Annotated in this window: 21 protein-coding genes; 13 read left to right on the forward strand and 8 right to left on the reverse strand. The window is 60.2% G+C overall.

Annotated elements, in window-relative coordinates; genetic code table 11:
* Window positions 1-4 precede the first annotated feature (4 nt).
* Window positions 5-556 (forward strand): GNAT family N-acetyltransferase, encoded by a 552-nt coding sequence (locus ACHPFG_RS17605; RefSeq protein ID WP_431699977.1) that lies wholly within the window; start codon window positions 5-7, stop codon window positions 554-556.
* 28 nt (window positions 557-584) lie between these two features.
* On the opposite strand, the gene ACHPFG_RS17610 is transcribed toward ACHPFG_RS17605, so the two are convergent.
* Complete coding sequence (locus tag ACHPFG_RS17610) at window positions 585-1,511, reverse strand: carbon-nitrogen hydrolase family protein (RefSeq protein ID WP_431699978.1); 927 nt, start codon at window positions 1,509-1,511, stop codon at window positions 585-587.
* A 92-nt stretch (window positions 1,512-1,603) separates the two neighbouring features.
* On the opposite strand from ACHPFG_RS17610, the gene ACHPFG_RS17615 reads away from it, so the two are divergent.
* Complete coding sequence (locus tag ACHPFG_RS17615; RefSeq protein ID WP_431699979.1) at window positions 1,604-2,524, forward strand: LysR family transcriptional regulator; 921 nt, start codon at window positions 1,604-1,606, stop codon at window positions 2,522-2,524.
* Here the strand turns inward: ACHPFG_RS17615 and ACHPFG_RS17620 are convergent.
* Window positions 2,496-2,750: a hypothetical protein gene (locus ACHPFG_RS17620; protein WP_053135090.1), complete on the reverse strand. Its 255-nt coding sequence runs from the start codon at window positions 2,748-2,750 to the stop codon at window positions 2,496-2,498. The two genes, ACHPFG_RS17615 and ACHPFG_RS17620, sit on opposite strands and share 29 nt — an antisense overlap.
* A gap of 164 nt (window positions 2,751-2,914) precedes the next feature.
* Between ACHPFG_RS17620 and ACHPFG_RS17625 the strand changes: the two genes are divergently transcribed.
* Window positions 2,915-3,235, forward strand: coding sequence for a DUF883 family protein (locus ACHPFG_RS17625; RefSeq protein WP_032887039.1), 321 nt, complete (start codon window positions 2,915-2,917; stop codon window positions 3,233-3,235).
* An 86-nt stretch (window positions 3,236-3,321) separates the two neighbouring features.
* Here ACHPFG_RS17625 and ACHPFG_RS17630 read toward each other — a convergent pair whose 3' ends face one another.
* Entirely contained in the window at window positions 3,322-4,356 is a 1,035-nt protein-coding gene (locus ACHPFG_RS17630) for an Ldh family oxidoreductase (RefSeq protein ID WP_431699980.1), read from the reverse strand.
* A gap of 179 nt (window positions 4,357-4,535) precedes the next feature.
* Here ACHPFG_RS17630 and ACHPFG_RS17635 point away from each other — a divergent pair, with 179 nt between their 5' ends.
* Window positions 4,536-9,698: a dermonecrotic toxin domain-containing protein gene (locus ACHPFG_RS17635; protein WP_431699981.1), complete on the forward strand. Its 5,163-nt coding sequence runs from the start codon at window positions 4,536-4,538 to the stop codon at window positions 9,696-9,698.
* 20 nt (window positions 9,699-9,718) lie between these two features.
* Here ACHPFG_RS17635 and ACHPFG_RS17640 read toward each other — a convergent pair whose 3' ends face one another.
* Window positions 9,719-9,988 (reverse strand): PepSY domain-containing protein, encoded by a 270-nt coding sequence (locus ACHPFG_RS17640; protein ID WP_431699982.1) that lies wholly within the window; start codon window positions 9,986-9,988, stop codon window positions 9,719-9,721.
* Between the two features lie 142 nt (window positions 9,989-10,130).
* On the opposite strand from ACHPFG_RS17640, the gene ACHPFG_RS17645 reads away from it, so the two are divergent.
* From ACHPFG_RS17645 to ACHPFG_RS17675, 7 genes are all read left to right on the forward strand, one after another.
* The gene (locus tag ACHPFG_RS17645) at window positions 10,131-11,129 is read left to right on the forward strand and encodes a FecR family protein (protein ID WP_431699983.1); all 999 of its coding nucleotides are present in this window, start codon (window positions 10,131-10,133) and stop codon (window positions 11,127-11,129) included.
* A gap of 327 nt (window positions 11,130-11,456) precedes the next feature.
* Window positions 11,457-11,906: a hypothetical protein gene (locus ACHPFG_RS17650; protein WP_431699984.1), complete on the forward strand. Its 450-nt coding sequence runs from the start codon at window positions 11,457-11,459 to the stop codon at window positions 11,904-11,906.
* Window positions 11,906-12,457 carry an adhesin gene (locus ACHPFG_RS17655; RefSeq protein WP_431699985.1) on the forward strand — a complete coding sequence of 184 codons (552 nt, stop codon included), beginning with the start codon at window positions 11,906-11,908 and terminating at the stop codon, window positions 12,455-12,457. Before ACHPFG_RS17650 ends, ACHPFG_RS17655 begins: the two co-directional genes overlap by 1 nt.
* Window positions 12,458-12,524: 67 nt before the next feature.
* The gene (locus tag ACHPFG_RS17660) at window positions 12,525-13,274 is read left to right on the forward strand and encodes a hypothetical protein (protein ID WP_431699986.1); all 750 of its coding nucleotides are present in this window, start codon (window positions 12,525-12,527) and stop codon (window positions 13,272-13,274) included.
* 61 nt (window positions 13,275-13,335) lie between these two features.
* Entirely contained in the window at window positions 13,336-14,016 is a 681-nt protein-coding gene (locus tag ACHPFG_RS17665) for a C39 family peptidase (protein WP_431699987.1), read from the forward strand.
* 38 nt (window positions 14,017-14,054) lie between these two features.
* Window positions 14,055-14,798 carry a hypothetical protein gene (locus tag ACHPFG_RS17670; RefSeq protein ID WP_431699988.1) on the forward strand — a complete coding sequence of 248 codons (744 nt, stop codon included), beginning with the start codon at window positions 14,055-14,057 and terminating at the stop codon, window positions 14,796-14,798.
* A 49-nt stretch (window positions 14,799-14,847) separates the two neighbouring features.
* Window positions 14,848-16,155, forward strand: coding sequence for a hypothetical protein (locus ACHPFG_RS17675; protein WP_065927886.1), 1,308 nt, complete (start codon window positions 14,848-14,850; stop codon window positions 16,153-16,155).
* Between the two features lie 76 nt (window positions 16,156-16,231).
* On the opposite strand, the gene ACHPFG_RS17680 is transcribed toward ACHPFG_RS17675, so the two are convergent.
* On the reverse strand, window positions 16,232-17,557 hold the full coding sequence (locus tag ACHPFG_RS17680; protein ID WP_431699989.1) for a sigma 54-interacting transcriptional regulator: 1,326 nt from the start codon (window positions 17,555-17,557) through the stop codon (window positions 16,232-16,234).
* Window positions 17,558-17,900: 343 nt separating this feature from the next.
* On the opposite strand from ACHPFG_RS17680, the gene ACHPFG_RS17685 reads away from it, so the two are divergent.
* Window positions 17,901-18,161 (forward strand): hypothetical protein, encoded by a 261-nt coding sequence (locus tag ACHPFG_RS17685; protein ID WP_032887053.1) that lies wholly within the window; start codon window positions 17,901-17,903, stop codon window positions 18,159-18,161.
* A gap of 65 nt (window positions 18,162-18,226) precedes the next feature.
* On the opposite strand, the gene ACHPFG_RS17690 is transcribed toward ACHPFG_RS17685, so the two are convergent.
* From ACHPFG_RS17690 to gnd, 3 genes are read right to left on the reverse strand one after another with little or no spacing between them, the layout of a single operon-like run.
* A complete protein-coding gene (locus tag ACHPFG_RS17690) occupies window positions 18,227-19,051 on the reverse strand; it encodes an HAD family hydrolase (RefSeq protein WP_339452850.1) in 825 nt (274 codons plus the stop codon).
* The gene (gene zwf / locus ACHPFG_RS17695; RefSeq protein ID WP_431699990.1) at window positions 19,048-20,571 is read right to left on the reverse strand and encodes a glucose-6-phosphate dehydrogenase; all 1,524 of its coding nucleotides are present in this window, start codon (window positions 20,569-20,571) and stop codon (window positions 19,048-19,050) included. The genes ACHPFG_RS17690 and zwf overlap by 4 nt, the downstream gene beginning before the upstream one ends.
* Window positions 20,568-21,551: a phosphogluconate dehydrogenase (NAD(+)-dependent, decarboxylating) gene (gnd, locus tag ACHPFG_RS17700; RefSeq protein WP_131696612.1), complete on the reverse strand. Its 984-nt coding sequence runs from the start codon at window positions 21,549-21,551 to the stop codon at window positions 20,568-20,570. Before gnd ends, zwf begins: the two co-directional genes overlap by 4 nt.
* A 270-nt stretch (window positions 21,552-21,821) precedes the next feature.
* On the opposite strand from gnd, the gene ACHPFG_RS17705 reads away from it, so the two are divergent.
* A complete protein-coding gene (locus tag ACHPFG_RS17705; RefSeq protein ID WP_431699991.1) occupies window positions 21,822-22,001 on the forward strand; it encodes a DUF6026 family protein in 180 nt (59 codons plus the stop codon).
* The last annotated feature ends 63 nt before the right edge of the window (window positions 22,002-22,064 follow it).

The raw sequence follows: 22,064 nt of genomic DNA on the forward strand, positions 1-22,064 counted from the left end.
CACCATGCAACCGACACTCTTTACCGAACGCCTGATCCTGCGCCCGCTGACCCTGGACGATGCCGAAGGGATCCAGCAGCAATTTCCGCACTGGGACGTGGTGCGTTACCTCAACGCCCTGGTGCCCTGGCCCTACCCGGCCGACGGCGCGCGCACCTACCTGGAGCACATCGCCCTACCCGCCATGGCCCGTGGCGAGGAATGGCATTGGTCGCTGCGCCTGAAAAGCGCACCTGAACAGTTGATTGGTAACGTCAGCTTGATGGACGAGCAGGATAACAACCGGGGGTTCTGGCTAGGGCCGCAATGGCAGGGGCAAGGTTTGATGTCCGAAGCCAGCGCGGCGGTGACCGACTACTGGTTCGGCGTGCTCAAGCGCCCCGTGCTGCGAGTGCCCAAGGCCGCACCCAACCTGGGCTCACGGCGGATTTCCGAGCGTACGGGCATGCGTTTGATCAGGACGGATGAAGGTGAGTTTGTTGAAGGGACTTTCCCACGGGATATCTGGGAAATGACCCGCGAGGAATGGCTGGAAACCCAATCGCCCAAACGCTGAGGGCCACCTCCCACAGTTCGACCGTGGTTCAGTCGGTGATATAGCGCACGCCTGGCTTGGCGCGCTCATCCACCACCAGCTCGAACACATCCGGCCGGGCGTAATGCCCCACCACGTCATAGTCATACCGCGCGCGTACCAGGTCATCGGTGTCGATCTGCGCCGTCAGCAGCCCGGCCTCCCCCAGCAGTGGCCCGGCGAGGATGTCTCCCATGGGGCCGACAATCACGCTGCCGCCGGCGATCAACGGGCGTTCCGAAGGCCAGTTGGCGACCTCGATGCCCAGCGCCTGAGGCGAGGCCTGCACCTGGCAGGCACTGACCACAAAGCAGCGCCCTTCATGCGCCACATGGCGCATGCTCACCTGCCACATCTCGCGCTCATCCACCGTCGGCGCGCACCACACCTCGACGCCCTTGGCGTACATCGCAGTGCGCAGCAGCGGCATCATGTTTTCCCAGCACACCGCACCGCCGATACGCCCTACCGCCGCGTCGATCACTGGCAGGGTGGAGCCGTCACCCTTGCCCCAGATCAGCCGTTCGGTGCCGGTGGGCATCAGTTTGCGGTGCTTGGCCACCAGACCACCCGACGGTTCGAAATACAGCACGGTGCAATACAGGCTGCTGCCACTGCGCTCGATCACGCCCAGCACCAGGCTGGCGCCGGTACGTGCCGACAAGCCGGCCAAGGCCTCGGTCTCGGCGCCTGGCACATCGATGGCGTTGGCAAAATAGCGGGCAAAGGCTTCGCGGCCTTCGGGCAGGCGATAGCCCAATTGGGTGCCAAAACCTTCACCCTTGGGATAGCCGCCTAGCAGCGCTTCGGGCATCACCACCAATTGCGCGCCGCTGCGCAGGATCTCGTGTTCATAGGCGAGAATTTGCGCCAGGGTGTCGGCCTTGCCGCCAGGCAGGGAACCGATTTGCAGGGCCGCCACAGTGGAAACTGGCATCACGATCACTCCAAATAAAGGGGGGTTGCCCATTCTCTCGCCAGGCTCGATCATGAATAAAGCCCACTTCAGTGCTGAATGATATGAGCCACATGAATATCGCCCAGGTCGACCTGAACCTGCTGAAAACCTTCGAAGCCCTGCACGATGAGTCCAGCGCCAGCCGCGCGGCGTTACGCCTGGGTGTTACGCAGTCGGCCATCAGTGCAGGCTTGCGCCGTTTACGCGACGTCTATGGCGACCAACTGTTTGTGCGCACCGGCCGGGGCCTGGCGCCCACGCTGCGGGCCAACCAGTTGAAACCGGTGATCAGCGAGGCGCTGGAGCGCTGTCGGCAAAGCCTGGCGATGGTCAATCCGGACAACCCGAACTATCAAGGCCGCTCGGTGGTGGTGGGCCTGTCCGACGACTTCGAGATTGCCTATGGCCGCCGGCTGATGGACGCCATCGCACAACGTCTGCCGAAGCTGCGGGTGATTTTCCGCCAGACCCACAGCCAGATCGTTGCCGGCGCTCTGCTCGACCGCAGCCTGGACCTGGCGATTACCGCAGGCGGCTTTGCGCAAGGCCGGCTGAGTCGGCAGGTACTGGGAGAGGGGGATTATCGCTGCGTCGTGGACCCACGCAGCTTGGCGCCGGGCCAGGAAAGCATCAGCCTGGATGAATTTGTCACCCGCGAGCATGTGCTGGTGTCGTCGGGCGGTTTTATCGGCATTACGGACGAAGGGTTGGCGGCGCAGGGGCTGAGCCGCCAGGTGTGCGCCTCGACCAGTCATTTTGCCGCGCTGCCGTTTCTGCTCAAGGGCAGCCAGGCGGTGGCGACCATTCCCGGGCATGCGGCGCAGGCCATCGCCGAGATGACCGGCCTGCGGGTACTGCCCTGCCCGCTGGCGCTGCCGCGCTACCCGGTGGAACTGGGTTGGCGAACCCAGGCCCAGCTTGACCCGATGTTGCTTAAAGTCCGCGAGGCGATTGCCGCCAGCTTTACTTCGCTGCCGCCATCAGTTTGTTGACTTCACTGCGCACCATGTTGGAAAACTCCGGTGGCGACATGCCGTCGAGTTCGGCGCGGACCCATTCGGACCACTTGCCCTTGCGCTTGGCGCGCTCACCGAACAACCGTGCGGCTTCGCCCTTGGCCTTGCCCAGGTTGGTTTGCCACAGGTCGTAGAGGCGGGACTTTTCATCTTCCAGCTCGGCGCGTTCGGCGAGGGTCTTGTTGGCGAGATTGAAGCTCATGTCAAAATTCCTGCTGCACAAATAGACGACATCTTACACTGTAGGTCGAATTTTCCAGATTTGGATTTCGCTCGCCAGTGCTGAGCCGGCAAAAAACTGCAACTTTTTCCGCCGCCCGGCACTCCATTGTTCACTGTCACATTCACCTGCAAGGAGTCACACCCATGGCCCGCAAAACTGCCGCCCAAGCTGTTGAAGATCAAATCAAGGATCAAGCATTCAGTGAACTGACGGCCCTGATCGAAGAATCGGACAAGCTGCTCAAAAGCAGCGCTGCCCTGGTGGGCGAAGAAGGCGAAACCCTGCGCGAACAGGTCGCCATCAAACTCAAGCAGGCACTGGACTCGGTGTCCAACGTGCGCGAGCGCAGCAAGCCGGTAGTCGATGCCACCGAAACCTACATCGGCGGCCATCCATGGCAGACCGTGGCCATCTCCGCGGGCTTTGGCCTGGTGGTTGGCCTGCTGCTGGGTCGCCGTAACTGACACCTTCCGTATAGCTCCATGCGTACGCAGCTGCCGAGCGCAAGCGAGGCCGCTGCGGATTTGCGCGGAGCGGGATAAGACAGCATCTACGCAGCCCAGTCTCGCAGCTGGTTCAATGCTTCCAGATCCACCTCCACCCCCGCCTCCAACGACTTCGCCCGCGTGCGATGACGTCGATCCCCCGGCAAGCGCCGCAACCCTGCCGCATGCATCTGCCGCACCAGCTCCTGGCTGCGCTCGGCGAAGCTTTGCCCGGCGGTTTTGCTCGGGTCGATCACGATCAGCAGTTGGCCCGTCCAGGGCGTGCGTGCACCGGGGTGATCCGCCCAGTTGAACTCGAAAGAGAAGTTGCCGCCCGTCAGGGCCGCCGCCAGCAACTCGACCATCATCGACAACGCCGAACCCTTGTGCCCGCCAAACGGCAGCAACGCACCGCCCTCCAGCACGGCCTTGGGGTCGGTGGTGGGTTGGCCGAGGCTGTCGACACCCATGCCCGGCGGCAGGCGCTCGCCTTTGCGCGCGGCGATTTGCACGTCACCGTGAGCAATGGCGCTGGTGGCCAGGTCGAAAACAATAGGGGCGCCATCGGCACGCGGCGCCGCGAAGGCAATGGGGTTGGTACCGAACAACGGGCGGTCGGCGCCATGGGGCACGACGCAGGTCATGCTATTGACCACGCTCAGCGCCACCAACCCCTCCTCGGCGAAGGGTTCGACATCGGGCCACAACGCGGCGAAGTGATGGGAATTGTGGATCGCCAGCAGCGCGATGCCGGCACTGCGCGCCTTGGCCACCAGCAACGGACGCGCGGCCTCAAGGGCCGGCTGGGCGAAGCCATTGCCGGCATCCACCCGCACGAAACCCGACGCGACATCCGTGACCACCGGTGTAGCCTTGCCGTCGACCCAGCCACTGGCCAGCGTGCTGAGGTAACCGGGGATACGAAAAATGCCATGGCTATGGGCACCGTCGCGCTCTGCACTGGCGCAATTGCGTGCCAGGATCGCGGCAACTTCCGGCGACGTGCCGTGCTTCACAAACACGGCGTGGAGCAAGCCCACCAGGTCGTTGAAACCAATGAGCGCTGTAGCACGTTCAACTATCGGGGACTGGGCAGACATCTGTAGCTCCGATTTTATAATTGGAAGAGACAACAAGAATCCAGACCGTTGATTAAACAACGGCCCATGTGCCTGCTGTCAACGGGCGCTTGAAGCCGGGTCCAGTTATCTACCGCCACACACGCCGCGGCGCCGCCTACCCTGGTCTCCATTCCCCTTTGTTGAACGGAGAGCACACCTTGGCGACCATCACCCCGCCGTATTTTTTCGATGAGTTCCTACTGCCGACCCGACGCAAGCAACCCACGCCACGGGAACATGCACTGGGGTTCACAGTCAAGGATCTCGATTGGCTGCATACGCTGTACTACGCCACTCATACGGCACGTACGGACCTGACCCTGCAGCGCTACCCGATGCGGGTGGAAAGGCTGTTGATCAACGCACCGGGCCAAGCCGCCCTCCCGATGGCCGGCGCCTTCATGATGAGCCCGACCCCGGACGACCACAAAGCCGTGCTGTACACCCCGTATGACGGGCTGGAGTTATTCGAGAGCCGCACCGCGCTGCTCAGTGAAGTGCAGGAGCGTTTGAAGCAACCAAGCTCGCGCACCGACCTGCTGCAATTTCTGTCGATTGCCGAGCGTGACGCGTTGCCGGTGACGGTGCACCTGACGGTGACGGCGAGCGTCATCGAAGGCGCCGTGATGGAAGACCAGAAGAACACCGTCCTGGCCAGTCAGCAAAAAAATGCAGTGGCCCTGCTCGATGAGCTGCGCAAATTTCCCAGCCTCAACGGGATGCTCGACACCTTGCTCAGCATCATGGCCCGCCCCTATTTCCCTGGCCTGAACCAGGCCGACACTCGGGTGAATTTTTTCAGCCGCGCGTCCGTGGGAGAGCACAGCCGCTGGGTCGACTCGCTACCGTTGCGCGACGCGCTGTTACGGTTTTACGTCTCCCATGCCTGGCCCGCGGGCCAGACCCACTCCTTTTTCAACATCGGCCATGACACCCGCGCTTTTACCCAGGCGCAACTGGCCGACGACCTGCAACGCTGGGACAGCGTGATCGAGCAAACCAGCGGGATTCTTTCAACGCTGTTGAACAGCCTGTTGCAGACCTACTGGAATGAAGACTTCAACGCAGGTCAGTCACGTCGGCAGTTTTGCGCCCGGGTCATGAGTGACAAGTGCCGCACCGACCTGCTGTTCAAGCACCAGGACAGGGTCCTGTCCACCGATGAAAGTCAAAAACTGCGGGCGTTGTTCCTTCCGGACCACGCTTCGCGTACGGCCTTCGCCGGCCCGTTGAATATAGAAAAAGTGCGGGTTCACGCACCTTTTCAACACTACGTCGAACTGGGCGGCACCCTGATGATCAGCAATGCCCAGGCGTATCTGTATACCCAATCGCGTGGCTTGCAGGTGCTCGAGAACCTGAATGACCTCAAGGACATCCTACTGACCATGCTCAAAACCGCCGGGCATGAAGATGAGCTGCTCAATTTCCTGTCGCTGGACGAGCGCAGTGTGTTTATCGGCATGGATCACATTGAGGTGACCGGGAACCCTGTCGCTGGCGATCTATTTCTCGAAATGGTTGAGGACATTCTCGCCAAGCAGTTCGACAACCTGGAGTACGCGCTGGGGCTTTTTCGGCGCAGCGCGGGGGAGATCGACCTGGACGCGCTGCTCGACAGTGCCCTGGACGTACGCACCATGCTCGACAGCCGCTTGATGGCGTTGGAAACGGACGGCCGCTGGAGCGTCCACCCCATTACCCTTGGCAATGGCCGCCCGTCCACGGTGCATGCCGAAAAGGCCAAGGCACACCTGCAGCGCCTGCAAGCCGTCGAGGCGGCCATGGCGCTGGAACGCAGCAAACAGCCGACCTTGCGCGACCTGGTAGCCCATGCGCTGGACGCCGAACTGGCCAAGCGCCGGTTGAACCTTAACGCCGACGATGTCTATATCAATACCTATGCCACACACGCCAGTGACCGCGAAGAGCGCTTGCCCCAACGGTCCTCCAGCATGGTCGAGCACTTCATTGCGCGCCTGGCCAAGCAGGCCATTGCGCTGACGGACTCGTCCCTGAGCGGGTTTTATGGCAGGCGCAGCGCGGGCGTCGCCAACAAGCTGCAAAACCTCACAACTGCTGGCTTCAATGCGGTTATCGAGCAGGTCCTGACCACCTTTGCAGAACGCGACTTGCGTGGGCTGCCACATCTGTTTCTGGACAACAACCGGGCCCACCTCAGCGATGCAATGCTGCAGGGGCTGAGCGGCGAAGCGCGACTGAGGCGGCTGGACAAAAGCTTGTCACCCCCCGGTCTCGCACTGCTGGACAGCGTCCTGCATGCCAACAGCCTGACCCGCCTGACCCGCCGAGGCCTCAACGGCTTCATCCCGGATGCGTTTGGCCTGACCCTCAAGATCGGCACTGACACCATCCCCCAGGCCCTGGCCAACTGCTTTGTGCTGACTGAACGCGGCGGCATAGACCCAGACCATTCAGGGGCGGCACTGTTGTGGACACCCCGTTGCGGCTATGAGGCATTTGCGTCGATCAAGGTGCTGTGCGAAGCCCTGAAACAACGTTTACACGACCCCTTCGGGCGGTTGCCGCTGATGGAGAACTTGCCGGTTTCCAGGCGCGCGCCCCATCAGGCCTGTCAGCTCGGCCCACTGCGACGGATCGACGACCACCTGCTGGACAACCGCCAACAGTCCTACAGCGACTTCATGCGTGACGCGATTGACCATCTACTCTCGATGAAGTTGAGCGCCCGGCGCTTTCAGGACTGCATGGACAGCTTTATCCGTCGGGCACCACCGAGCAACCTGCCCAGGGCCATTGCCATCGCGCGCGCCATGGTCCGGCAGCAAGCACTGCCTGTGTGGCTGGGCATGGCACAGCCCCAAGAACAGCTTCTGCAGGCCGAATTGCTTGAGCAGTATCGCGTCAACAGCGCGGACGAGCGTGACTACCTGCACGGCATCACGCCCATGCGCGAACTGGCCAAAAGCACCCTTTCGACCCTGCTCGATGCGCGTTTTGCCGGGCAAATCGTCAACCCGGACACCGTTCTGATTCCCGGCCGTATTGACCTGGAGGGGCACGCTGAAACCCTGACGGATTTCGCCCTGCGACACCTGCCTGATCTACGCGCCGAAGACATCCGGCCACAATCGCGCACAGCGACGCCGTTGCCTGCCGCATTGGACGGCAATGCGGTGGTGCAACTGGTTCGCCAACTGGACTTGAAAAGCCTTTACCAGACACGGCTGACCACGCGCCTCAAAGGTCAGACCGAAGACGCCCGTGAGCGCCGCCAATTGTTCTGCCGGCAGTTGCCCTGGCAATTGCTGCAATACGCTCATGAACAAACACTGCAGGAGCGGCTGTCCGCATCAGCCTGGAGCTTCGTCCAGCAAATATTCGACATGCCAGATGCCGTGGCGCGTGCCGCCGTGGCTGGCGCAACGGCGATCATACGGCCCCTTGAACTGATCGCCACTGCGGGCGCGGCCCAGGTCAAGGCACTGGGCTGCTACCTGATCGGTCCCAAAGCGGGCGCGTCCGGCCCCCTGATTCTGTATGCGCCCTACAGTCCCAAGCATTTATTAAAGGAGTACGCCAATGAGGCGGCGCTACTCAATGAGTTCACCACCGCCGGTGCGCTGCAGGACTGGGTAATCGGCCAGATGCCAGCCCCTCATCAGGCCACTTACCGCAATTTGCTGGGCCAACGCTGGAGCCAGGGGCACTCGGAAATCCGACTCGACGCCTCGCCCATTACCGGCAACCTGTTGAGCCAGCTCTTTGAGGACAACCTCGAGATGCTGCTTCAGATGTTGGCCAGCCAGTTCTCTCCGTCGGGCAAGGTGCAGTGGAGCGCAGTCACCAGCCTGTTCACCGAAGATATCCCTAAAGGATTGCAGTTCATGGCCGGCAAACTGGCGTACCCGCTGGCCGTGTGGCGCAGCCACAAACTGTTCCTGGCCTCGGCTGAAGACCTGCAGCGACACCGCTGGCAACACGCGCTCAAAACCTTTGTCGGTGGCGTGGCCGAGCTGGCCTCCTTGCGCAAGGCGCTGGACAAACTCGTGCCGCAGACCGCCTCAACCGAGGAGCAAATCCCGCTGGAGCAATGGCTGCAAGCCCCTGCGCCGGCCGCCGCCACACTGGCCGACCTGGACCTGACCGCCCCTGCCCGCACCCAATTGCAAGCGTTTGAAAACCACGCAATTGCCTTGAAGGATCTGGAGCAAGACACGCAGAGCGGCCTGTACAGGGACAAGACTGGCAGCGGTCATTTCGTGCCATTGGCAGGCAAGGTGTACCCGGTGAAAAAAGCCGGTGAACACTGGCGCGTGAGCAATGACGAACTGCATGGCCCTTATGTGCAACGCAATGCCCAGGGCGCGTGGACGCTGGACCTTGGCCGGCACCACCCGCGCTACGGCAAAACCTTGAGTCGCTACGCAGGCAGGGCCAAAACCCGGGCAGCCGAACGGGACACCATCAATATCGAAGCCGTAGGCATGCGGAAAATTGCCGCGTTATCCAGTTGGAAAGCCCAGTGCATTGATGAAGCACTCAATGTTGCGACGTACTATGCGGTCACCTGCAAGCGCAACCTCCTGCACTTTGCCACACACCTGAAGCCCAACAGCCGGCCGGGGCGGTTTTTCAGTGAGTTGTTCGGGGTTGTCACGCTGACGTCCGATCAGGTGCAACGAGTCGAGCGGCGCGTCGACGAGGTGCTCGATGAATTGACCAATCACACCCTGATCAGCCCGGACTCCCGGCGGTTTGTCAGCGGCACGCGCCGCTACAGCCAACAGGATACATTTGCCTTTGTGCTGCCCGATGATGCGGAGCAGAAGATCTACTTGCTGGACCGTTTTTTTGATCCGCACATGGATATCTACCAAAACCGATTGAACACCCCATTCAACCTCTCGGCCCATGCACGGGCAACGGTGTTGATTCATGAAATCACGCACATCAAGTCCTTGACCGAAGACCTGGCGTATCTGGACACCATGCGACCGTTCCATGACCTGATTAACGTAAAGATTTGCGGCGCCCAACTGATGCAGACCGACCTTGGCAACTTGCGTGATACCGCACTGTCGACACTGACGCCCGCCACCCTGTTGTTCAAGACATGGGACGAGTTCACCCAGGAATGGGAGGACTTCGGCAGCAGCCACGTGACGTCGGATCTGAAGGATAAAGTCCTCAGCACCACCGGCTGCCGGACCCTCGATGACGCACGGTCAATGTTCATGAGCAACGCCGACAAGCGTATCGACACGATTCTGGCCAATGCCGATTCCGTCACTTACCTGATCAGTCAACTCGGCCGGGAACTGGATGCGGGAGCCTGAACAGGCTCCCGGCGGGTCTATCAGTCTTTCTGGTCACGCAGGATATTGCCCGAAGCCCCATCGATGCGCGCTTCATACACGGTGCCGTCAGACTTGCGGCCTTTGACTTCCCAATAGCCGTTGTTATCGGCTTCGGCCGCATAGACTTCGATGTAGCCGGCCTTGGTCTTCGCCACTTCAATCGCCTTTTCAATGGTGATCCAGCCCGCACCGGGCTTATCGGCCAGGGCGGCGCCTGCACTCAGCAGGGCGGTGGTTGCACACAGGGCGACTAAGGTTTTCTTCAGCATATTCGTACTCCATTGTGGGAATGTTCTGAATTTTTTAGGTCGCGCCAAACAAGAATAAGTTCCAATTGATGTGCAATCGCCATGACGCCTGTTCTCGCGGTCCACCTCAGGAGGTTAGAATGTGCGAAATCAGGATGAGTTAATGAGCGAAAAGTCCCTTTCAGAAGCCGAATATGACGCCATCACCGACGCCGCCGCGCATTGGTGCATGCGCCTGCACGCAAGTGATTGCACCCCAGGTGAGCGTCAGGCTTTTGCGCAATGGCATGATTCCCACCCGCTGCATGCCTTTGAATACGCAGCGATGCTGGAAATCTGGGACGTCGCCGACCACCTGCCCCGCCACGAAACTCCGGCGTTGGTGGTGCCCTTCAAGAAGCCACGCAGCCGCTTGCGCACCTACGCGGTAGCGGCGGCGATCTGCCTGACCGCCTTGCCTCTGGTCGCGTTTACAGGCTGGGAAGCCGGCTGGTTGCCGAGTTCCTATGAACGTTTCCAGGCCGCCAATGGCTTGCGCCACGTCACCCTGGGCGATGGCAGCGAGGTGGAGCTCAACCTGGGCACCGAACTGGTCTACAGCAACTACAAGGATCAGCGCCGCGTCACGCTGAAAAAAGGCGAGGCGTTCTTCAAGGTCAGCCATGACAGCGCACACCCGTTTATCGTGCACGCAGGCTTAGGCCAGGTGCTCGTCACGGGCACCCAGTTCAACGTCTGGAAGTATGAAGACCAGGTGCGGGTGATGTTGCTCGAAGGCTCGGTGCAGATTGCCAGCGACTCGTTACACGGCAGCGTGCCCCTGACGCCGGGCATGCAGGCCAGCTACCAACAAGGCGATGCAACGCCGCGCGTACAGGCAATCACCGCCAATGACACCGCCCTGGCCTGGCGCCAGGGCAAGCTGGTGCTCGACAATCTGGCCTTGGTCGATGCGTTGCCGCTGATCAACCGCTACCTGAACAAACCGGTGATGCTGGCAGACGCCCACACCGGGACGATTCGGATCGGCGGCATCTACAACATCACCGAGGTGAATAACCTCATCCCCTCGTTGCCCAAGGTTTTGCCGGTCTATCTGACCCAGAACCAGGATGGCAACCCTGTACTCAATTCCATCCCGCGTAACCCCCCCAAAGGCTGAGCCTGCCCCTCCAGCCCGGGCGTCGTTGCGCCTGAAGTGTCCATTTTTGAAACACTCGACTCCCCTGGATCGCCCGTGTTGTGCGGATTCTTCGTTTTGTCATACGCAGTGTTACATCGCCGATACAGCGGGGTGAATCGTTTGTGGTACGGCGCTGTGTGTGTGCCTGGACGGCAGGTGTCTCAGCGATGAAACAGCACTGACATCACTTTGCCCACAAATAACTCCAACCCATTGAATAACAACAGTAAATAAAAAGCGGCACGGCTTCTGCTCTATCCCTTACAGCGCTGTTTAGGGTCAGCGCGACGAATAAGGAATGCCGCCGTGGCCACACTCACTCAAGGTTCGATGAACGTACTGCTGATCAGCTGTGTACTCAGCACCGGCATCAGTACTCCAAGCTTTGCAGATGATGGCGTGATCGTGACAGGGCGCAACGTACAGGCTCATATGTACGGCCGCGCCGCCTTCGGTAAAGACCCCTACCCCTCCACTGCCAACGCCAATCCCAGCCGGGAAATCATCGGCGCCACTGGCGAGCTCAGTGACATGGATATCGGCAGCGTCAGCAGCGGCTCAAGCATCGTCCGCGCTGTTCAGACCAATGGCACCTTGACCGGCCTGCACCCCACACAAAGCAGCATGTCCACCCTGGGGGCCGGCTCTGCCGCCGGCCACGGTGCGGGCAGCAGCATGGGCGGGCAGATCAGCGACTCGGTCCAGCGCGGCATGGCGCCGTTGAACAACATCGGCAGCATGCTGGGGGGCAAGTAATGAATCGTTCCCTGCTCGTTCTCGCCCTGTTGGCCAGCGCCCCGGCATTCGCCGACGACACGGCGGTGATCAACAACAGCGGCCAACAATACGAGGGTGTCGTGTCGATCAACCAGGCGGCCGGCAACCAGCAACAGATGTCCAACAGCCGCGCCATCGCGCTCGGTGGCCAGGCCACCAACGTCAACATCCAGCGCCTCGACGGCAGTGTCGACCCGTCCCTGAACGCCAAGGCGGCGATCCAGGGCAGCTCTTTTACCAATGGCAACGGTGTACTGGGCATCAACCAGTCGGCCGGGGCCAATAACCAAACAATCAATGCCGTGCGGATCAGCATCAACCCTGGCCCGCAAAGCATCGATGACAGCGTCCTGTTGCAACAGAACACCACGACGCTGGCAACCGACTCAGGGCTCACCCCCGCCACTGGCAGCCGCCTTGTCGTTACGAGCGACCAGGCCTTCACAGGCAGCCGAGGAGTGATTCAGGTGAACCAGAGTGCCGGGGTGGGGAACCGAGTGGCTAACACCCTGGGCATCACTATCAAGTAAACGCTTGGTAGCACTTGTTAGACCGTACCAACACTTAACCAACTAATTAGAAGCAAGGAGAAACACCATGAAACCTCAAATGGCTCTGAAACCAATGGTTTTCGCTCTGGCTGCACTCATGGCTGCTGCTGCTCAAGCAAATGGTAGTGGCTGGCACCCTGCGCCTCAACCAACGGGGGTTGTTGCCTCTGTCGTTACAGACGTACAAAACAGCGGCGGCAACAAGTTCGATGACACCAAAACCGAAAACAATGCCTCTGCCGACGGCTCGGTAACCAGCAACAGCGGTAACACCGGAGTTAACGTTCAGTCGGGCAGTGGTAACCAGGCAGACAACTCCGGCGCCATCTCCAGTGCCAAAGGTGACTTTGCAACCGTATTCGCTGTCGTCGATGTCAATCAAAACAGCGGGCTCAACAACTTCGTCAACAAAGGCACCCAAAACAACGCCTCGTTGGATGGCTCGGCTAACGGTAACTCCGGCAACCTGGGTTACAACGGCCAGGCCGGTCAAGGCAACCAGGGTAAAAACAACCTGGCAATCACCACCGCTGATGGCAAAAACATCGCAGCGGCCGCCAACACCGAGCAAAACTCGCTCGCCAACAGCTACCTGAACGCTGCCGCTACCAGCTACGGGTATGGTCATGGCAGCAAAGCCCAATACGTGTCCAACAACTCCAGCCTCGACAACTCGGTTAACCGCAACTCCGGCAACGTAGGTGTGAACCTGCAGTCCGGCTCGGGCAACCAAGGCAGCAACAGCCTGTCGATCGGTCAAGGTTGCAGCGTCTGCGCCAGCGGCGTGCGCTTCTGATCCAACGGGGCCTTGGCAACAAGGCCCTTTTTTATTCCAGTGTCCAGCAGGTCACATGATCATGCGCCTCGCGACCCTCACCCTCCTGATGCTGCTCACCGGCCCGACCTGGGCAGGCACCATGGCGATCTCCGCCCTGCCTGGCGGTACAGTAATCTACAAGAAGGTCGAGAGTATTCGTGAGCGCCGGTTCGCCAACCTGGTGGAACAGAAAACCGATTTCAGCTGCGGTGCGGCGGCACTCGCCACCATCCTGCGCCAGGGTTATTGGCTGGACGTAGACGAAGATCACGTCATCAAAGGCATGCTGGTCAATGCAGACCAGGACCTGGTACGTACCCAGGGGTTTTCCATGCTGGACATGAAGCGCTACCTCGAAAGCATCGGCATGCGTGCCCGGGGTTACAAGATCGGACCAGACACCTTGGTGACCGTGAAGATCCCTGTGGTGGTGCTGCTGGAAATTCGTGGCTACAAGCACTTCGTGGTGATGCAGCGCGCCGACAAGGACTGGGTCTATATCGGCGACCCGGTACTGGGCCACAAGCGCTATTCGCGTGACGACTTCCTCAAGGGCTGGAATGGCATCGTCTTCGCCGTGCTGGGTGAAGGTTATGACAAGGCGAATGCCCTGCTCGACCCGCCCACACCGCTGACCGCCAAAAGCCAGATGAATGAGTTCAGGCCCGTAGGCGATGCCGAGCTGATGGATTTCGGTTTTATCCAGAGCGACTTCTTCTAAGAAGCGCAATAAGGGGCAGGACGCTCCAGGAGCAGCAGATGAACACTTCCCGTTGGCTGACGGTCTTGTGTCTGGCAGCCTCAATGCCCGCTTATGCTTCGTCGGGGTTCAAACCCATCGAACTCAAGGATTCGGAAATGGCCGACCTGCGCGGCCGTTACGTGATGCCCGGGCGAATCATCAGCTTCGGCATTGTCATGAGCAGCACCTGGACCAATGCCGTGGGTGACAGCATCACCGGCAAGGCCAGTATGCAGGTCGATTCGTCGACCATTACCCCGCAGTTCTACGTACAAACCACTGGCTCGACCGGCAACGGCACGAACCCGAACACCGGCACCGGCACGGTCACCGGTGGCGCCGGCCTGGGCAGCGGCCAGGGCGTGACGCAGAGCGTGCGTACCGCCGGCGATGGCAACACCGCTTATAACAATGTGGGCATCAGCGTGGAGAACGGTTTTGCGCCCTCCAACATCGTGCAATCGGGGCAAGCGCTGGTCGCCGGAGGTACGGTGACCGGTGACAGCGCGGCAGGCCGCGTGAGCGTGTCGGCCAACAACGGTGGCTTGCAGATGGCGATCCAGGCCAACCACAACCAGGGCAACAGCCTGCAGCAGATTGGTGGCGGGAATGTGCTGCAAGGCACGGTCCTGACCGGCAACACTAACTTCGTCAATAACATGACCCAGCTCAACGTCGTGATGAACAATAACGGGTTGAATAACGGTGCGTTGAACTGCAACTTGGATCAACTAAAAGCCCTACGCACGCTTGGTTATTGAACTACGCTGACCGTCGACACTTACGCATTATAAAAGGACGGCTTATTTCATGCATCGATCGTTATCGCTCCGTGCTGTGATCTGTTTAAGTACGCTCTTGCCCGCATCCGTTCTGTATGCAGCGCCAGATAGCGACATCGAAACCCTCAAACAGGAACTTCTGGAACTCAAGCAGCGATACGAAGTGCAGCAAAAAGCCCTGGCCGTCCTGGAGCAGCGTGTGCGTCAGGTCGAAGACCAACCGGCGACCCCGGCTCCCAAACGCCTGGCCAAGTCCCCGGCAGACTTTCAAAAAGCCAACGGCACCACCGTCGCAGGTACGGGCGCAGCAGCGGCATCCGGTGGCGCGGGCGGTGGCGGCGGCAGTTCCTACGGCCAGTCCCTCAAGGACGACTCCGCCCCGGCACAAAGTGTCAGCAACCTTTATAACGAAGCCAGCGGCTTTTTCGGCAATGGCAAGTTCAGCTTCGAAACCGGCGTCACCTATGCCCGTTACGACGCCCGCCAGTTGACCCTCAACGGCTTCCTGGCGCTGGACTCGATTTTCCTCGGCAATATCAACCTGGACCGAATCAAGTCCGATAACTGGACCCTGGACCTGACCGGGCGCTACAACGTCGATAACCGCTGGCAGTTCGACGTGAACGTGCCGGTGGTGTACCGCGAATCGACTTACCAGTCTGCCGGTGCCGGCAACAACGGTACCGCGACGTCGGAACAGTCGGTCACCCGCGACCCGACCATCGGCGACGTCAACTTCGGCGTGGCCTACAAGTTCCTCGACGAAACCCCCACCCTGCCGGATGCCGTGGTATCGGTGCGGGTCAAGGCCCCTACGGGTAAAGAACCGTTTGGTATCAAGCTGATCAATACACCCGGCAACGACAACCTGTTCGTGCCGGAAAGCCTGCCTACGGGCAATGGGGTCTGGTCGATCACGCCGGGGATCTCCCTGGTCAAGACCTTCGACCCTGCCGTGTTGTTTGGTTCGCTGTCCTACACCCATAACTTCGAAGAATCGTTTGATGACATCAGCAGTGACGTCAACCAGAAGGTCGGCGGCAAGGTCAGCCTGGGCGACAGTTTCCAGTTCGGTGTCGGCGTGGCCTTCGCCCTCAACGAGAAGATGAGTATGTCGTTCTCGGTGTCCGACCTGGTGCAGCGCAAGAGCAGGCTCAAGCCCAACGGCGGCGACTGGCAATCGGTGGTGTCCAGCGATGCCAACGCCGGCTATTTCAACGTGGGGATGACCATTGCGGCGTCGGATAACCTGACGATCGTGCCGAACCTTGCAATCGGCATGACGGATGATGCGCCGGACTTTACGTTCAGCCTGAAATTCCCGTATTACTTCTGATTAACTTGACGCAACATCCATAAGGAAAAGCCCCGCAACGATAAGGGTCGTTGCGGGGCTTTTCGGTTTACCCGCCCTAGCGGATCTGGTGCTTGTGCAACAACCGGTAGAACGTCGGCCGGGAAATGCCCAGCACGCGGGCCGCGACACTCAGGTTGTCGCTGTGCCGGTTAAGCACATCGCACAGCGCCTGGCGTTCGGCGCGGTGCTTGTAGTCTTCCAGTGTAGCCATGGGTGGCGAAATTGCCTGTTCGCCCACCAATCCCAGATCGGCGGCTTCGATCTGGCGCCCTTCGGCGAGTACCAGGCCGCGCCGCACGCGGTTGGCCAGTTCGCGCACATTGCCCGGCCACGGGTGTTGCCCCATGGCCACCAAGGCGTCATCGCTGAAGCTGCGAGGGCGGCGCCCGGTTTCCTGGCTGTAGAAGCGCGAAAAGTGATTGGCCAACATCGCCACATCACCATGGCGATCACGCAAAGGCGCGGTGACCACCTGCAGCACATTGAGCCGGTAGTACAAGTCTTCACGAAAAGAGCCCTTGGCGACAGCCGCTTCGAGGTCGACGTGGGTGGCCGCCAGCACTCGCACATCGACCGGAATGGGCTGGCTGCCGCCGACCCGCTCGACCTGCTTTTCCTGAAGAAAGCGCAGCAGGTTGGCCTGCAGCTCCATGGGCAAATCGCCGATTTCATCGAGGAACAGGGTGCCGCCATTGGCCGCTTCGATCCGCCCGACCTTGCGCTGATGGGCACCGGTAAACGCGCCCTTCTCATGGCCGAACAGCTCGGATTGGATCAGGTGTTCGGGAATGGCGCCGCAGTTGATCGCGACAAAGGGCTTGGCATGGCGCTGGGACTGGCGGTGCAGGGTCTTGGCCACCAACTCCTTACCGGTGCCGCTGTCGCCACGGATCAACACCGGAGACTCCGTGGGCGCCAGCTTGGACAACAACTTGCGCAAGTCGCGAATCGGTCGGCTGTCACCGAGCAACTCATGCTCGGGCTCATTGACCGGGGTATGCCCTTTGCCGCGCAAGCGCGCCATGCCGAATGCCCGGCCCAAGGTGACCTGGACCCGAGACACGTCGAAAGGCAAGGTATGAAAGTCGAAAAACCATTCGCAAACAAAATCACCGACATTTTGCAAACGCAGTACGTCCTGGCTGAGCACGGCAATCCATTCGGTGCCGCTGCGGCCAATCAGCTCCTTGACCGCTTCCGGACGCTCCAGGTGGTAAGGCTGTAGACGCAGCAAGCCGACGTCACAGGATCGGTCACCTACCGCCTCCAGGGCACAGCTGTCTACCTCCCAGCCTGCCGTGCGCAAACCGGGCAATAAGCCATGGCAGTCGTCACAGGGGTCAACCACGAGTAAGCGGCGCTGCACGGGTGTAACAACCATGACTATTCCTTGGCGTCAAAATTGTTAAAGTTATTTAGAAACAATGTGTTGTGACGACCAGCGCTTACACTAGCAAGATCTTGACGCCTGCCTTGTACCGTTTCGCTATAAGTCCGGGCAAAAAGCCACCAGGCAATGCATCGAGCAAAAAAGTTGAGCAGCGCCAATACATTCATTCAGCTTTCAAAACAGCCGCTTACATGACGCTCATCAGGAATAGTTGAAATTTGTTGCTCTAACATGTGACCCGTACCCCGCCATCGCGCATCAGTACAAGTAACCCGCCGCACGGTCAGCCCAACCGCCGGTACTCACTTGAATGGGCATTTAGAGAGAGACCCACATGAACGCCCCGCTCCGCATCAACGAAGCTCTTTTGATCGCAGACCGTGCTTTTCAGCCCTTTCAATGCGTGGCCTGGCACGATGGCAATGGCGCCCTGAGCCTGAGCGTCATCGACCGCACCAATACCCGTATCGGCAGCAAACAACTGTCGTCGAACACTTATAGCGACCCGGCGCAATTGGAAGACTTGCTGTTGCAAGCCCGCGCCGAGCTCGACAAGGATGGCTACCAGTTGCAGTCCTGGGCCATGCCGAAGTAAATCGCGACCAACTTGCGATCGCTGCAAAACAGTGGTCGCAAGTTGCGCAATACAATTTAAGACGCTTATCGCGCCGCGAGAATAAACCGTTCGATTGCTTCGGCAGCGCCATCCTCGACATTGCTGCCGGTAACGACACTGGCCTGGCGCTTGACGACCTCTTCCGCCTGCCCCATGGCAATCGACAACCCGGCCACCTGAAACATCGCCGGATCATTGCCCCCATCACCGATGGCCGCCGTCTGTTCCAGCGGCACCCCAAGGTGCGCCGCCAGCGTCTTCAACGCCTCGCCCTTGTTGGCCAACATGGCCGTCACATCCAGATAAATCGGCTGCGAACGCGACACTTGGGCCAAGCCCTGGACTTTGGGCTGCAATTGCGCTTCCAACGCCACCAGCAATTGGGCGTTGTTGCTCGCTGCAACGATCTTGTCGATACGATCCAGGTAGGGCTCGAAACTCTCCACCACCACCGGTCCATATCCCAGGCCATGGGCTTCGCGCGGTTCCACCGGCCCTGGTGGGCCGCGGCGCAGCCAGTCACCGTCGGCAAACACCCACGCCTCCACATCCGGCTCGGCCGAGAATAGCGCCAGGGTCACCAGCGCCGCCTCCGCCGGCAGGTGGTGGGCAACCAGGATGCTGCCATCCGGGTTGATCAAGGTGCCGCCGTTGAAGCCCGCCACCGGCATATCGATCCCGAATGTCTCGATCAGATGCAGCATGGCCTTGGGCGGTCGCCCGCTGGCCAGGCTGAAAAACACCCCGGCCTCGCGCAGGGCGCTCACCGCATCGGCGGTGCGCTGGCTCAGGCTGTGATCCGGATGCAGCAAGGTGCCGTCCACGTCGCTGAGGATAAAACGGATGGGATGAATCGCTGCATCACTCATCCGAGCGAGTGCCAGGTGCGGCCATCGCGCGCCAGCAACTCGTCAGCCGCTGCCGGCCCGTCTTCACCGGCCTTATAAGCCTGGATCCCATCGTCTTCCTTCCACGCATCCAGGAACGGTTGCACTGCACGCCAGCCGTTCTCGATGTTGTCGGCGCGCTGGAACAAGGTCTGATCGCCGGTCATGCAGTCGTAGATCAGGGTTTCGTACCCGGTCGACGGCTGCATCTCGAAGAAGTCCTTGTAGGCAAAGCCCAACTGGATATTCGCCATGTCGAGGGTCGGCCCGGGCTTTTTCGCCAACAGGTCGAACCACATGCCTTCATTGGGCTGGATCTGGATTTTCAGGTAGGTGGGCTTGACCTCGTCCACCTCGGTGTCACGGAATTGCGCATAGGGCGCCGGCTTGAAGCAGATCACGATCTCGGTGTCGCGCACGCTCATGCGCTTGCCGGTGCGCAGGTAGAACGGCACCCCGACCCAGCGCCAGTTGTCGATCATCACCTTGAGGGCGACGAAGGTCTCGGTGCTGCTATCGGGAGCGACGTTGGCTTCTTCGCGGTAACCGGGGAGTGCCTTGCCGGCGATTTCGCCAGCGGTGTATTGCCCGCGCACCGAGTTCGCTCGCGCATCTTCCAAGGACCACGGGCGTACCGCACCGATGACCTTGGCCTTTTCACCGCGCACCGCATCGGCACCAAAAGCGGCCGGGGGTTCCATGGCCACCATCGCCAGCAGCTGGAACAGGTGGTTGGGCACCATGTCGCGCAGGGTGCCGGTTTTTTCGAAGAAATTGCCCCGCGTCTCCACGCCGACGGTTTCGGCGGCGGTGATTTGCACGTGGTCGATGTAATGGTTGTTCCAGAACGCTTCGAACAGCACGTTGGAGAAACGGCTGATGAGGATGTTCTGCACCGTTTCCTTCCCCAGGTAATGGTCGATGCGATAGATCTGCTTCTCGCTCATCACCTTGAGCAGGCTGGCGTTCAACGCTTCGGCGGTGGCCAGGTCGGAGCCGAAGGGCTTCTCGATCACCACGCGACGGAAACTGTCATCGGTTTCCGTCAGCAGGCCGGCACTGCCCAGGCGCTGCACCACGTCACTGAAGAAGCGCGGTGCGGTGGCCAGGTAGAACACCGCGTTGCCGGTGCCGCTGTCAGCGATCTTCTTACCGATGTCGGCGTAGGTGCTGTCATTGAGGAAGTCGCCCTCGACGTAGCTGATGCCTTTGGCTAACTGCGCCCATAAGGCGGGGTCCAAGGCGTTATCCGCATTGCCCTTGACCTTGCTCGCCGCCTCGGTGCGGATGAAGTCTTCGAGCTTCTTGGCGAAGTCGGCATCGCTGATTGCGTTGTGATCAACGCCAACAATGCGCAAGCCGTCGCCCAGCAGCCCATCACGACTGAGGTTGTACAGCGCCGGCATGAGCAGGCGCTTGACCAGGTCGCCATGGGCGCCAAACAGAAACAGGGTGGTGGGTGGAGCAGGTTCGGCCTTGAGTTTCTTGCCGTTGGCGGTCATTTTTTGGAAGTCTCCACGTGGCCGCCAAAGCCAAAGCGCATGGCAGACAGCATCTTGTCACCGTAGGTGCTCTGCTGGCGCGAGCGGAACCGCGCGAACAACGAAGTGGACAATACCGGCACCGGCACGGCTTGTTCCATGGCGGCTTCGATGGTCCAGCGGCCTTCGCCACTGTCGGCCACGGAACCGGAGTAACCGTCCAGCTTGGGGTCGGTGGCCAGGGCGTCGGCGGTCAGGTCCAGCAACCAGGACGAGACCACGCTGCCACGGCGCCAGACTTCGGCGATATCGGCAACGTTGAGATCGAAGCGCTGGTCTTCGGGCAGGTTTTCCGAGTTCTTGGTCTTGAGGATGTCAAAACCTTCGGCAAACGCCTGCATCATTCCGTACTCGATGCCATTGTGGATCATCTTGACGAAATGCCCGGAGCCCGCCGGGCCGGCGTGGATGTAGCCCTGCTCGGCACGTTTGTCAGCCGCAGCGGAACGGTCCTTGGTGCGCGGGATATTGCCCAGGCCCGGTGCCAGGCTGGCGAAGATCGGGTCGAGGCGCTGCACAGTCTCGGTGTCGCCGCCGATCATCATGCAGTAGCCACGTTCCAGGCCCCATACGCCGCCGGAGGTACCGACATCGACATAGTGCAGGCCTTTTTGCGCCAGGGCCTTGCCGCGACGCACGTCATCCTTATAGTTGGTGTTGCCGCCGTCGATGATCACGTCACCGTCTTCCAGCAGCTCACTGAGTTCATTGATGGTGTTTTCGGTGGGGTCGCCTGCCGGCAACATCACCCAGACAGCACGCGGTTTCTGCAGCCCGGCCACCAGGGCCTTCAGGTCGGCAACGCCGGTGGCGCCCTCTTCGCTCAAACCTTTGACAAATGCTTCGTTACGGTCGTAAACAACGGTGGTATGCCCATTGAGCATCAGGCGCCGTGCAATATTCCCGCCCATGCGGCCTAGTCCGATAATCCCCAGTTGCATGTGCTGATGCTCCTAACTGCTAAAAAATGTGTGACATAGTTTATAGCGCAATGAGGCTAATGAGGGTTAGTCCAGGGCAGAACCGTGTAGTTTCATGGGAAAAAATTGCCATCGTTTCACCATCACGCCCCCGAAAGTCACACGACCATCAAAAATAAAAAAGTTCCATTGAAGTGAAAAAGAATTCAGAATTGCTTCCGACTGTTGCCGAGAACCTCGACTCAAGCGTTCTGGCACACCGCGACACACCGGCTATTTGCGAGGTAAGCAATGAGCACAGCACAGATGACCCGTCCTCCACAGACCCTCTACGTCACACTCCGTCGTGATGAGTTGCACCAGTTGAAAGACGAACGCGATCAGTTGCAGCAGGAAGTCATGCGCCTGCGTGCTCATATCATTCAAGCCCAGCTTGATCAGACTTCCGGTGTGCAGCCTGCGCTCTGCTGAGCCCGTCATCACTTTGTAAGATAACGGCTACATAAATCTCACAAAGTTTTCACACGCCCTTCC

It is taken from the genome of Pseudomonas sp. BR20 (assembly GCF_050780135.1).
Lineage (GTDB): Bacteria > Pseudomonadota > Gammaproteobacteria > Pseudomonadales > Pseudomonadaceae > Aquipseudomonas.